Raw genomic sequence first — 12,528 nt, forward strand, 5'->3', positions numbered from 1 at the left:
GCCGCGCATTTTATCGATCGCAGCCACCGCTGCTTTAGGGATCGCATGGCACGAACGCGGCATGTCCGTCGCACTGCGCCAACAATTGTCCCTGCGGAAGAGTCGCCCCGAGACCTCGTTCGGTCCGTTCCGCCCCCTGCCCGCTTTGCCATGGCTTGTCATGGCGACGGCGATAAGGATCGTCGGCTTCGGCAAGCCGGGCCTGATATTGCCCGCGCTGGTGCTGGCCGACATCTGCGTGCTGCTCGCCTTCTTCGCGACGGCACGGGATTCGATCCAGGCTGCCGGGGGTCAATCATCGCTCGGCGAACTGACGCTGGCCGAGCAGATCAGGCTGTCGCGGTCGATCCTGTGGCGGATCGTGCTTGTGATCATCATCGCGACACTCGCCACTGCGGCGATCGGCTTCGCCTGTTTTGCACCGCACCTGCTGTGGGGCCTCGACGGCATGGCCTTCGATCAGGGCGCCGATCTCGGCCGGTTCTGGAGTGCTGCGATCGCAGCCCTGGTGCTGATGATGATCGTCAACGCGGAAGGTAATGGCGGCCGCGTCGCGCTGTTTGCCGCCGTCAGGGACCTTGGCCGGCACGCGCTCTGGCTTGGCGCCGCGGTGCTCGTGCTTGGCGCGATCAACGTTGCGCTCGGCTACGGGCAGCAGCTTGTGCGCACCGCGATCTGGCAATTCTGGCAGACTTCGATGACGGGCCAGCCGATCAAGAACCTGGTCTACGTCGTTTTCATCTTCAGCTTCGCCATGCTGCGGCTATGGATCACGCTGTCGATCCTGACCTTCGGCCTGAAGCAGTCTTACGCGCGCGGCGGATAGCGACTCCTCACCGCTCCGCCGGCTGCGCGGGTTGCGTCCGCTGGCTCAGCACGATGTCGGCCACGACGGCGCCCATCACCAGCGCGCCGCCGATCAGGGCACGCAGCGACGGCACTTCGGCAAACGCCAGCCACACCCAGAACGGCATCAGCGGCGTTTCGAGGGTTGCGATCAGCGATGCCTGACCGGACGGCAGGAATCGCGAGCCGACCGTAAACAAAGTGAGGCCGAGACCCACCTGGCATGCGCCGAACATCGCGAGCACGCCGAGATCGGCGCCGCCGACCGCGCCGATGCCGAGCCCCAACGGCAGGCTAACGGCGCTGCCGAGGAAGTTGGAGAGCGCCGCGGCTGCTATCATCGGCGTGCCCCTGTGCCGCCGGATCACCACCGTCATCAGCGAGATCGCGAGCACCATCACGCAGGCAAGCCCGATGCCCCTGTAATCCGTGACGCCCCCGGCGCCGCTGACGGTGATGGCGACGCCCGCGAGCGCGACGAGACTCGCCAGCAATGTGCCGGGTCGCGCCCGCTCGCGCAGCCAAAGCCAGGCGATCGCAGCGGCCGCAAACGGCTGCATCGCGATCAGGATTGCGACATTGGCGACGCTGGTCAGTTGCAGCGCCGGAATGAACGTCACCATGCCCAGGGTCGAGAGACCGGCCACCAGCCATCCGCTCAACGGCATCGCGACGAGATCGTGCACGCCGCGCCGGCCTTGCGTCGCGACCAGAAACAGCACAATCGCGCCGCCGCCGAACAGCCCGCGCCAGAACAGGATGGTCCAGGAATCGAAGTGCAGCAGCCGGGTAAAGAACGGCGCGGTGCTCCAGGCGGCCGCGGCCGCCACGACCAGCGCAATCCCGGTGCGATGCTGCGCGTCCGTCTCAGTCACGTCGCACCGACGCTAGCTGGCCGCAGCAATCGGCGCTTCGTCGAACAGGCCATAGACCCGTTCCGCCTTCGAGAACCCCGCGATCGGAAACTCGCCGAGATCGCTCCAGCCGCCGTCATGGAGGCCGGCGAAGCGCTCGGACGCGACGACGGTGCGGCCGAGACGGCCGGCGATCTTCTCCAGCCGCGCCGCGAGATTGACCGCCGGGCCGATGCAGGTGAAGTCGAGCCGGTTGCCGCCGCCGATATTGCCATAGAGCACGCGCCCGAGATGCAGCGCGACGCCGAAGCGGAAGCGCTCGACCGCATCGCCATTGGGAAATTGCAGCGCCTCGACCCCGGCACGGGATGCGCGCGCCGCCTCCAGCACCCGTGAGCAGACCTGCACCTCGTCGCCGAGATATTCGTCGACCGGAAACACCGCGAGCAGGCCGTCGCCCATGAATTTGAGCACCTCACCGCCATGCTCGCGGATCGCGGTGACCTGGCAATCGAAATAGAGGTTGAGGATCTCCACCACGGTCTCGGGCGGCAAACGGTCCGACAGTGCGGTGAAGCCGCGCAGGTCGGACAGCCAGATCGCGGCATCCATCGTATCGGCGTGACCGCGCCGGATCTGGCCGCCCATGATGCGCTCGCCGGCGCGGTTGCCAACGTAGGTGTCGAGCAGTAGTGAGGCGGTGCGGCGCAGCGTCACGATCTCGATGTAGCGCGCCAGCGGCACGGTGATCGAGCGGATTGCATCGAGCTGCTCCTCGGTGAAGCCGCCCGGCTGCTTGGTGGTCCAACTGGAGGCATTGACGAAGCCGTCGGTGTAAACCAGCGGTACCGCGAAATAGTCGGTGACGCCCTCGGCCTGCAGGTCCACGACAACGGGAAAGCGTTTGCTGGCGGGGTCGTCGAGCCGCGCGCGCACTTCAATTCCCTGCTTGAAGACGATCGGCAGCGGGCTGACGGCAAATTCGGGGGAGTCCAGGATGTTGTGATCGACCGTGCCGGTTTCGACCTCGGAGCCGGGCTTCCAGAAGAAATGCCGGCCGTAGATCTCGGGATGCAGCGTGCGCACGAAGACGCCGACGCGCCACAGCGGCAGGCCGGCTCGCACCAGGCGCTCGCAGCATTCCGCCATCATCTGCGGTGGGGTCGGCGCCGACCGCGCGCCGCCGATCATCCATTTGATGATGTCCCGAAGCTCCGACGCGTTCATGGCATTCCCCAGGCGAGCACCCGATCCGGTGATCGCCAGTATATAGGGGATCAGCGCCCGGTCTGCCCTCGGTCGCGCAGAAAATGATCGGCCAGCACGCAGGCCATCATCGCCTCGCCCACCGGCACCGCCCGGATGCCGACGCAGGGGTCGTGGCGGCCCTTGGTCAGGATGTCGGTATCGGCGCCCTTGCGGTCCACGGTCCGGCGCGTGGTCAGGATCGACGAGGTCGGCTTGACCGCAAAGCGCACCACCACCGGCTGGCCGGTCGAGATGCCCCCGAGGACGCCGCCGGCATGGTTGGACAGGAAACGCGTGCCGTTGTTGCCGGTCCGCATCTCGTCGGCGTTCGCTTCGCCTGACAGTTCGGCGGCGCCGAAGCCCGCGCCGATCTCGACACCCTTGACCGCGTTGATGCTCATCATCGCCGAGGCCAGATCGCTATCGAGCTTGGCGTAGATCGGCGCGCCGAGACCGGCCGGCACGCCTTCGGCAACGACCTCGATGACGGCGCCGATCGAGGAGCCGCTCTTCCTGATGCCGTCGAGATAGCTCTCGAAGAACGCCGCCTTGTCCTTGTCCGGACAGAAGAACGGATTCCTTGCGATCTCGTCCCAGTCCCATTTCTCGCGGTCGATCTTGTGCGGGCCAATCTGCACCAGCGCGCCGCGCACCTTGACCTCGGGCAGGACTTTTCGTGCGATCGCGCCGGCCGCGACGCGGGTCGCGGTCTCTCGTGCGGAGGAGCGTCCGCCGCCGCGATAGTCGCGCAGGCCGTATTTCGCTTCATAGGTGAAGTCGGCATGGCCGGGACGGAACTTGTCCTTGATCTCGGAATAGTCCTTCGAGCGCTGGTCGGTGTTCTCGATCAGCAACGCGATCGGCGTGCCGGTCGTCACCTGCACGCCACTTTCCGGATGCGCCATCACGCCGGACAGGATCTTCACCGCATCCGGCTCCTGGCGTTGGGTGGTGAAGCGCGACTGGCCGGGCCTGCGGCGGTCGAGGTCGTGCTGGATCTCCTCCACCGTCAGAGGGATCATCGGCGGGCAACCGTCCACCACGCAGCCGATCGCAACCCCATGGCTCTCGCCGAAGGTCGTGACGCGGAACATATGGCCGAAAGTATTGAAGGACATGGCGTGTCGTAACGCGCGGGGTGGGCAGCGTCAAACGGGTTTCATGCCCCCAAAGACGCGGCCGACCGGGTGCCTTTAACTATATTTCTGCAGCCCCGCCGCGCCGAACACGTAGACCGCACCCTGCTCGATCGTGAGGTCGGCGGCCGAGGCCGCCGTCTCGAAGCCGAGCGCGACCATCAGCGCCCGCGCCGTGCCGCCATGGGCGACGGCGACCGTGTCTGACGTCACCGAACCGTACCATTCGGTCATCCGCACCTGCACGTCGACGTAGCTCTCGCCGCCCTCCGGCGCGACCTGCCACTTCTCGGCCAGGCGGCGCGCATAGACGACAGGGTCCGCGGCCTGCGCCTGCGCCAAGGTCGAGCCCTCCCAGGTCCCGTAGGCGATCTCGCGCAGCCGCGCGTCGAGCGCGTAATCGCCCGGCGGCAGGCCAAGCTCGGTGCGCACCAGCTCCATGGTCGCGCGCGCCCGGATCAGCGGGCTTGCGACGAATGGCAGCGTCGTCTTGTCACGGCCGGCGCGCGCCAGGAGATCGGCAAGGATGCGGCCGGCATGCACCGCCTGGGCACGGCCGCGCTCGTTGAGGGCGATGTCCTGCACGCCCTGAAGCCGGCCCTCGGCGTTCCACGAGGTTTCGCCGTGACGGATGTAGTAGATCGTTGGCACCGGCATTCCCGTAACCGCTGGTCCCTGTGAGCGAGCTGTCGGGCGCCTGACCCAAGACTTCCACGCTTCGGCTTCCACGCTTCGGATTTTTTCGGCTCGGAGGTACACCAGCACTTTGGCTGGCGACAAGCCCAAATCGGCCGCAGCAGAGCCGCACTGCGCGCAGGTCGGCGCAACCGGAATAGGCACGTCGTTTGGGTGTTATGTTTGACAAGGCGGCCATCGCCGCGACCATCGAAGACTGGATGCATGACCGCGTTTCGTCAAAGTGTCGAAGCCATGATTCCAGCGCTCCGCCGCTATGCGCGCGCGCTAGTGCGTGACACGGATATCGCCGACGACCTGGTGCAGGACACGCTGGTGCGCGCGCTGCGCTCGGAGCGGCTGTTTCTCGGCGGCGACGTCAGGAGCTGGCTCTACACGATCCTGACCAATCTGAACAAGAACCGGCGGCGTTCGCTGGCGCGGCGGCCGGCCTTCATGCCGCTGCTCGACAACAACGCCGACGCCAGCGGCACCGAGGCCGAAGGCCGCGACATCGAGCGCGCGCTGTCGACGCTGGTCGAGGAGCAACGCTCGGTGCTGCTGCTCGTGATGCTGGAGGGCATGAGCTACCGCGAGGTCGCCGACATCCAGGGCGTGCCGATCGGCACGGTGATGTCCCGCCTCGCCCGCGCGCGCGCCCATGTGCGGGCCTCGATCGAGGGCCAGCGTCCGGCGCTGAGGCGGGTGAAATGATAATGTGCGCGATGGCAGACGTTACGATGAGCGATTTTCGAACAGGATTTGGCAGAGACGACTGATATGACCGACCCGAACATTCCCGTCACCGAAGACGAGCTGCACGCCTACGTCGACAACGAGCTGCCGGCCGAACGCCGCGGCGACGTCGAGGCGTGGCTCGCCACCCATCCCGACGACGCGGCACGGGTGCAATCATGGCGCGCGATGGCCGAGACGCTGCATGCGCGCTACGACGGCGTGCTGGACGAGGCGGTGCCGAAGCGGCTCGAGCTCGAGCGGCTGGTGCGCCAGCCGCGCCGCTGGGTCTATGGCGCGGTAGCGGCGACGCTTGCCGCCTTCATCGCCGGCGGCGGCGTCGGCTGGGTCGCACGGGGCGCTACCGCTGCGCCCTCGACCTTCCAGAGCTTCACGCTCGATGCGCTCGACGCGCATCGGCTCTACGTGGTCGAGGTCCGCCATCCGGTCGAGGTGCCCGGCAGCGAGCGCGACCATCTGCAGCAATGGCTGACCAAGCGCTGCGGCTGGGACGTCCGCGCCCCCGACCTCAGCGGGCTGAAGCTGGTCGGCGGCCGCCTGCTGCCGGGGCCGAGCGGGCCGGCGTCGTTCCTGATGTATGAGAGCACGTCCGGTGAGCGCTTCACGGTCTACACCGCCAAGGCAAAGACCGAGGCGACCCAGATGCGCTACGCCGCGCAGGGCAGCGACGGCGCGCTGTTCTGGGCCGATCGCGGCGTCGCCTATGTCGTCAGCGGTGGCACCGACCGCACCCGCCTGACCCAGGTCGCGCGGGCGGTCTACGATCAGATGGAGAAGAACGGCGGCTGATCTCCCGTAATTTTACGGGAGATCACGGCGTGAAAATGTGCCGTTTCGAGCAAGTGAATCCAGCCTCACTCGGCGTCCCAATTCCGACATTGAAAACTTCGATTCGTGTCATCGACGCGTCTCATTATCGCACCGGATGTTCACGCGAAGATGATCTGCGCCCGATCCGCCGATCGGCGCACGCGGCCTCGATTGGGGTTTTGTGTACCGCGCTGGTCCCCCTCTCGAGGCCGCACTCCTTTTTCCGCCATCCGGTCTGCACGCCGCAGACCAGGAGTTCGGACGGCCGGTCATCCTTTGACGCGCTCACGGCGCGGCGTCTACCCCGGTGGAGTCCGGGGTAGTTGCAGTTTCGCGTCTTCGCGTCTCTGGGGCGCGCTCCCGGCGGTCAGCCGAGATCGCTGCGCGGATTATAGGGATTTCGCTCCCGCCACGTCTGCATCAATGCCTCAAGCTCGGCATCGTTCCCGTCGGGAAGGATGATGCGGGTCGTGACGTAGAGGTCGCCGACAGCGCCCGCCTTCGACAGCCCCTTGCCCTTGAGGCGGAAGGTGCGGCCGCTGGAGGTGTTCTTCGGGATCGACAGCTCGACCGCGCTGCCGAGCGTCGGCACGCGGACCTTGCCGCCCAGCACCGCCTCGTAGAGGGTCACCGGCAGGTCGATCCGCAGATCATTGCCGTCGACCTTGAAGAACGGGTGCGGCGCGATCGAGATCGTGATCAGGAGATCGCCGGGCGGGTGGCCTTGCGCGGTGTCGCCCTGCCCCTTCAGCCGGATCTGCTGGCCGGCGGTGACGCCGGGCGGAATCTTGACGTTGAGCTCACGGCCGGTCGGCAGGCGGACGCGCTTGTCGCCGCCCCTGACCGATTCCTCCAGCGACACCGTCATGGCGACCGAAAGATCGAGGTCGACGCCGACCCCGCCGCCGTCAAATTCAAACGGGCCGGCTCGCCCCGTGCGGCCGCCAGCGCTGCCACGCGCGGCGTTGCCGAACATGCTGTTGAGGATGTCCTCGAAGCTGCCGCCGCCCATCCCGCCGCCGCCGGGACCGCCGCGGAAGCTGTACTCGAAGCCGCCGCCCGGACCGGCACGGCCGCCGGCGCCACCGCCAGGGAAACCCTGGAAGCGCGGCTTGCCCTCGGCATCGATCTCGCCGCGGTCGAACTGCTTGCGCTTGTCCTCGTCGCCGACGATCTCGTTGGCCGTGTTGATCTCCGCAAAGCGGGCGGCCGCCTTCGGGTCGTTCTTGTTGTTATCGGGGTGATGCTTCTTGGCGAGCTTGCGATAGGCGCTCTTGATCGTCGCAGCGCTGGCGCTCCGCTGCACCCCCAAGACCTCATAGGGGTCGCGCATCCGTCACGTCTCCTTCACGGGAAAATCAGTCCTGGCCGGGAACCCATCCGGGCCCACCTTACCTCCATGTGGGGGCTCAGTGGCATTTTTGCAACTAGGCCGGTACCGGCTTCTGCCGGAACTCTCAGGACTTTCTCCAAGGCTTCAAACTATGGATTTCCCACCGCCCCTGTCCAGCCTTGCAGGCGGCTCCCTGCAGCCAGCTCTCGGTGGCTCCATTAACATAGCTGGCGAGGAAATCCCGGCACGTCTTGCCGTCCTCGCCCGAATAGGCCTGCGCCAGCGGCGTCACCGAGCCGCGCGCGCCGGTCTCGGGATTTTCCCAGGGCTGGCTGGAATCCTTGTCGCCCTTGGTCAGCACGTCGGAGGCCGCGTTGCGGGCAAAGGCGAGATCGCTGTCGGTCGGCATCACAGCACTGACTTGGGCCGAATTGACCTGGGTCGAATTGACTTGGGTCGGGCCGATCGAGCCCGTCACATCCTTGTCGTCCATCTTGGCGAAGGCATCGCTGCGCGACAGGCTGCAGCCGCTGGCGCCGACGCCGATCAGGATCAATGTCACCACCGCGCCCGCGGGATGGATCGCCGATAGGCCAACGCGCCCCCATGCCCTATATAGGGCTAGTAACGCGCTCTCGGACGCGGGCGAATGCAAATCGGGACTCCTGACATGACCGACACGACCTCCATCAAACACCCGACACCGTTAACATCGGGTGATTTCACCGCGGCGGAGGAGCCGTTCGCCCTGTTCGCTGAATGGTTTGCGGAAGCGGTCAAGTCCGAGCAGAACGATCCGAACGCGATGGCGCTCGCGACCGTCGATGCCGACGGGCTGCCCGACGTGCGGATGGTGTTGATGAAGGGCTTCGATGCCGACGGCTTCGTGTTCTACAGCCATATTGCGAGCGCCAAGGGCCGCGAATTGGCCGCAAATCCTAAGGCCGCTTTACTGTTTCACTGGAAATCGCTGCGCCGCCAGGTGCGCATCCGCGGGCCGGTGACGCCAGTCGCCGATGCCGAGGCCGACGCCTATTTCGCCACAAGGCCGAAGCAGGCGCAGATCGGCGCCTGGGCCAGCAAGCAATCGCAGCCGCTCGAGAGCCGCTTCGCCTTCGAGCAGGCGATCGCCAAGGTCGGCGCGAAGTATGTCATCGGCGAGGTGCCGCGGCCGCCGGGCTGGAGCGGCTGGCGGATCACGCCGCAGCGCTTCGAGTTCTGGCACGACCGCCCGTTCCGCCTGCACGACCGCATCGAATTCCGCCGCGATGACGCCGGTCACGCATGGTCGAAGGTGCGGCTCTATCCCTGAAAACCCGCGACTGTCATGGAAGGGCGAAAGCGCGAAGCGCGTCTTCGTGTAAGATGACCCGGCCATCGACGTCCTGATCTCCTCTTCGTTCGAAGACGTCGATGCCGGCACGGTGCCGCGCATGGCGAAAACGAAAGAAACCGTCGATGACCCGCCCATCCAATGCACCGCGGCGCACGCTGCTCCTGACCGGCGCGAGCCGCGGCATCGGCCATGCCACCGCGATCCGGTTCTCATCCGCCGGCTGGCGCGTCATCACCCTCTCGCGGCACGCGTTTCCGGAGGTCTGCCCCTGGGGCGCCGGGCCGGAAGACCACATCGAGGTCGACCTCGGCAGCCATGACGACACCGTGCGCGCGATCTCGGAGATCCGGCAGCGGCTGGACAATGATGAGCTGCACGCGCTGGTCAACAATGCCGCGATCTCGCCGAAGGCTGTGGGCGGCGGCCGGCTCGGCACCATGGACACCGACATCGAGACCTGGACCCATGTTTTCCACGTCAACTTCTTCGCGCCGATCATGATCGCGCGCGGGCTGATCGAGGAATTGAAGCATGCCAAGGGCGCGGTGGTGAACGTCACCTCGATCGCCGGCTCGCGCGTGCATCCGTTTGCCGGCGCGGCCTACGCGACGTCGAAGGCAGCGCTTGCGGCGCTGACGCGCGAGATGGCGTCGGACTTCGGCCGCGTCGGCGTTCGCGTCAACGCGATCGCCCCGGGTGAGATCGATACCTCGATCCTGTCGCCCGGCACCGAGAAGATCGTCGACCAGCAGATCCCGATGCATCGCCTCGGCACCCCGGACGAGGTCGCCAAGATCATCTACGTGCTGTGCACGGAAACCAGCTCGTACGTGAACGGCGCCGAGATCCACATCAATGGTGGCCAGCACGTCTGAGCTGCCGTCAATTCGTGCCACGCCGTCATTGCGAGGAGCGACAGCGACGAAGCAATCCATGTCTGTGCTTGCCGCGCGATGGATTGCTTCGCTTCGCTCGCAATGACGTGGATAGAGCGGCGCTCACCCGCCATCCTTGGAGGACAAACACGATCGTCATTTCGTGGGGGGAAGGAAGGGAGAGGTTCGAGGCGATCCCGGCCGCCGCCGCGGCCGTAGTGCAGGGATTGCTTCGATGGCAGGCGTAACGACGCAGACGAGGCTTCTGCCTCCAGAAGGCCTCAGCCTTTAGTCCGCATAGAACCGACGCGACTTCTTCTCAGTCCGCCGCAGCGCGACGTCATTCAGCGCGCTGGAGCAGTCGTCTTCGTCCTCGCCATCAAGCAGCGCAGCGTCACAGTAACGGCAAAGTCTCGGCGAGATCGCCTGCACCTTGCCTGCTGCGCGGTCCTGTTGATAGCGCGCAAAGTCGATGACGTTACGCCGTGGCGTTATGATCTTCTCAACCATTGCTGTCCTCCGGCTTCGAGGCAGGCGTTATCGCAGACAAGTTTCGCCCAAACGTTCAGCGCAACACTCAAATTTTAGGAGAGGAAATAAGGCAGAAAAGCGCGTCCCAAAACGCGACGCTGGAACAGCGCTACAGCCACTTCTTCCACTTGAAAATCCAGTAGGGAACGATCGCCGCGACCAGCATCAGTACCAGTGCGTATGGATAGCCGTGCGTCCATTCGAGTTCCGGCATGATCTTGAAATTCATGCCGTAGATCGACGCAATCAGCGTCGGCGGCATCAAGACCACCGCCATCACCGAGAACAGCTTGATGATGTTGTTCTGTTCCAGATTGACCACACCGAGCATGGCGTCGAGCACGAAGGTGATCTTGTTGGAGAGATAGGAGGCGTGGTCGGTCAGCGAGGCGACGTCACGCTGCATGGTCTTGAGCTGCTCGCGCATGTCCTTGGACCATTTCACACCTTCCACGATCGCCGAGAGGAAGGTGACGAGGCGGCCGATCGAGACCAGGCTTTCCCGCACCTTCGAGGTCAGGTCGCCCTTGCGGCCGATCGCGATCAGGATCTGCGAATATTGCTTGGCGTGGCCGTGACGCTCGCTCTCCGGCTCGAAGATGTCGTGGGAGACCTGGTCGATGTCGGCCCCGCAGCGCTCCAGGAGGTCGGCGCAACGGTCGATCACGGCATCCAGCAGTTCCATCAGCACCTGCTCGCCGGTGATGCTGGGGGAGCAGGCGCGGGCCAGCTTGTTCTCGACCAGCGCAAACGGCTTCGGCAGGTCGTAGCGCACCGTCACCAGCCGATGGCTGGTCAGGATGAAGGTGACCGCCGTGGTGCGCGGCATGTCGGTGTCAGACTGGCACATCAGCGTCGCGGTCATGTAGCGGGCGCTGTTCTCGATGTAGAGCCGGCTGGAGATTTCGATCTCCTGCATGTCCTCCCGGGTCGGAACCGCGATCCCCGCGAGCTTCTCGACGGCCCGGTCCTCCTCGACGGTCGGGTTCACCAGATCGACCCAGACCGCGCCCTCCGGCAGCGCGCCGAGGTCGGTGGCGGCGGCCTTCTTCAGCGAAAAATCGGAGGGAACGAACACCGACAGCATCAGGAACTCCACAAAACAGGGGCTGGCAGGACCCGCCGACTTAGCGCGATTCTGGCTGGCGCTTCATGACCGGGGCATTAACCGGGCGTCCATATTTGTGGCAGCCGGGTGGCAGTGATGGAGGTCCGACTCGACGACCGTTGCCTGTTTGCACAAAAAACCGACCCGCGCCAGAACAGTTGCGGCAAAAAAGCCACAGATCACGTCCCGCGATGCGGGAAAGCCATCTAAAGTCTGGGAAGAATGGCGGCTTTCAGGCAATAATGCCTCTCATGGAATCGTGGCGTTTGGGGCGTAATGTTGGCGCTTTCGTGCGCGGATTTTCGATTGGAATGTAATCATGTCGTCGCTCAAAGTTACCTTCGGGATCCTGACCGCGGGCCTGATGTTGTCGGGCTGCATGCAGGCCACGACCTACGAGGCAACCAATACCGCTGCCTTCAAGCCGCGTGACAAGGAACTCCTGGCCAAGACCACCTACGTCAAGACGCCGGTGGCCGAACCGTTCCGCCGCGCCATCGTCGAGTATCACCGCAAGGAAGCCCCCGGCTCGATCGTGGTCGATTCCGACAACCATTACCTCTACTACGTGCTGAACGACGGCAAGGCGATCCGCTACGGCATCACCGTTGGCGAAGAAGCGATGGCCTGGTCCGGCATTGCCAAGGTCGGCAGCATGACCGAATGGCCGGCATGGCATCCGACCCCCGGCGAGATCTCGCGCCTCGGCGTTCCGACCTTCGTGGCGCCCGGTCCGGACAATCCGATGGGCTCGCGCGCGATGTATCTCTACTCGGGCGGCAAGGATACGCTGTTCCGCATCCACGGCACCAACCAGCCGGAATACATCGGCTCGTCGATCTCCTCGGGCTGCATCCGCATGACCAACGAGGACGTCATCGACCTCTACAACCGCGTCAAGCTCGGCACCATTGTCGTGGTGCTGGAGCCGAAGCACGGCGACTCGCCCTACAAGCCGCAGATGGCGCTGCAGGGTGCCGGCGGCACCACCTACTGATCCCAATCACATCGCAATCGCGA

General features: G+C 65.4%; 14 protein-coding genes. 6 read left to right on the plus strand and 8 right to left on the minus strand.

Translation table 11 applies throughout. The features are described from left to right. Positions 1 to 160 precede the first annotated feature (160 nt). Entirely contained in the window at positions 161 to 826 is a 666-nt protein-coding gene (locus FBZ93_RS07540) for a hypothetical protein (protein ID WP_146985289.1), read from the plus strand. Between the two features lie 7 nt (positions 827 to 833). Here the strand turns inward: FBZ93_RS07540 and FBZ93_RS07545 are convergent, their stop codons facing one another. The 4 genes from FBZ93_RS07545 to FBZ93_RS07560 all read right to left on the minus strand — a co-directional run bounded on the left by FBZ93_RS07545 (position 834) and on the right by FBZ93_RS07560 (position 4,741). Beyond that, entirely contained in the window at positions 834 to 1,721 is an 888-nt protein-coding gene (locus tag FBZ93_RS07545; RefSeq protein ID WP_146985290.1) for a DMT family transporter, read from the minus strand. A gap of 12 nt (positions 1,722 to 1,733) precedes the next feature. After that, entirely contained in the window at positions 1,734 to 2,927 is a 1,194-nt protein-coding gene (locus FBZ93_RS07550; protein WP_146985291.1) for an adenylate/guanylate cyclase domain-containing protein, read from the minus strand. A gap of 50 nt (positions 2,928 to 2,977) precedes the next feature. Further along, on the minus strand, positions 2,978 to 4,066 hold the full coding sequence (gene aroC / locus FBZ93_RS07555; protein ID WP_146985292.1) for a chorismate synthase: 1,089 nt from the start codon (positions 4,064 to 4,066) through the stop codon (positions 2,978 to 2,980). A 75-nt stretch (positions 4,067 to 4,141) separates the two neighbouring features. After that, entirely contained in the window at positions 4,142 to 4,741 is a 600-nt protein-coding gene (locus FBZ93_RS07560) for a histidine phosphatase family protein (RefSeq protein WP_146985293.1), read from the minus strand. A gap of 243 nt (positions 4,742 to 4,984) precedes the next feature. On the opposite strand from FBZ93_RS07560, the gene FBZ93_RS07565 reads away from it, so the two are divergent. Both FBZ93_RS07565 and FBZ93_RS07570 read left to right on the plus strand, forming a co-directional pair. Then, positions 4,985 to 5,473, plus strand: coding sequence for a sigma-70 family RNA polymerase sigma factor (locus FBZ93_RS07565; RefSeq protein ID WP_050423071.1), 489 nt, complete (start codon positions 4,985 to 4,987; stop codon positions 5,471 to 5,473). Positions 5,474 to 5,539: 66 nt separating this feature from the next. Continuing rightward, positions 5,540 to 6,304, plus strand: a complete 765-nt coding sequence (locus FBZ93_RS07570) for an anti-sigma factor family protein (RefSeq protein ID WP_146985294.1) — start codon at positions 5,540 to 5,542, stop codon at positions 6,302 to 6,304. A gap of 388 nt (positions 6,305 to 6,692) precedes the next feature. Here FBZ93_RS07570 and FBZ93_RS07575 read toward each other — a convergent pair whose 3' ends face one another. Both FBZ93_RS07575 and FBZ93_RS07580 read right to left on the minus strand, forming a co-directional pair. Further along, positions 6,693 to 7,658 carry a DnaJ C-terminal domain-containing protein gene (locus tag FBZ93_RS07575; protein ID WP_146985295.1) on the minus strand — a complete coding sequence of 322 codons (966 nt, stop codon included), beginning with the start codon at positions 7,656 to 7,658 and terminating at the stop codon, positions 6,693 to 6,695. A 124-nt stretch (positions 7,659 to 7,782) separates the two neighbouring features. After that, positions 7,783 to 8,220: an RT0821/Lpp0805 family surface protein gene (locus tag FBZ93_RS07580; protein ID WP_146985296.1), complete on the minus strand. Its 438-nt coding sequence runs from the start codon at positions 8,218 to 8,220 to the stop codon at positions 7,783 to 7,785. Between the two features lie 108 nt (positions 8,221 to 8,328). On the opposite strand from FBZ93_RS07580, the gene pdxH reads away from it, so the two are divergent. Further along, entirely contained in the window at positions 8,329 to 8,970 is a 642-nt protein-coding gene (gene pdxH / locus FBZ93_RS07585; RefSeq protein WP_146985297.1) for a pyridoxamine 5'-phosphate oxidase, read from the plus strand. 146 nt (positions 8,971 to 9,116) lie between these two features. Continuing rightward, a complete protein-coding gene (locus FBZ93_RS07590) occupies positions 9,117 to 9,869 on the plus strand; it encodes an SDR family NAD(P)-dependent oxidoreductase (RefSeq protein ID WP_050423074.1) in 753 nt (250 codons plus the stop codon). Between the two features lie 288 nt (positions 9,870 to 10,157). Here FBZ93_RS07590 and FBZ93_RS07600 read toward each other — a convergent pair whose 3' ends face one another. After that, on the minus strand, positions 10,158 to 10,379 hold the full coding sequence (locus tag FBZ93_RS07600; protein WP_050423076.1) for a hypothetical protein: 222 nt from the start codon (positions 10,377 to 10,379) through the stop codon (positions 10,158 to 10,160). Positions 10,380 to 10,509: 130 nt separating this feature from the next. After that, entirely contained in the window at positions 10,510 to 11,487 is a 978-nt protein-coding gene (locus FBZ93_RS07605) for a magnesium transporter CorA family protein (protein WP_146985299.1), read from the minus strand. 340 nt (positions 11,488 to 11,827) lie between these two features. Here FBZ93_RS07605 and FBZ93_RS07610 point away from each other — a divergent pair, with 340 nt between their 5' ends. Then, on the plus strand, positions 11,828 to 12,505 hold the full coding sequence (locus tag FBZ93_RS07610; RefSeq protein WP_074130682.1) for a L,D-transpeptidase: 678 nt from the start codon (positions 11,828 to 11,830) through the stop codon (positions 12,503 to 12,505). Positions 12,506 to 12,528: the final 23 nt, after the last annotated feature.

This window comes from Bradyrhizobium macuxiense, from assembly GCF_007993935.1.
Lineage (GTDB): Bacteria > Pseudomonadota > Alphaproteobacteria > Rhizobiales > Xanthobacteraceae > Bradyrhizobium > Bradyrhizobium macuxiense_A.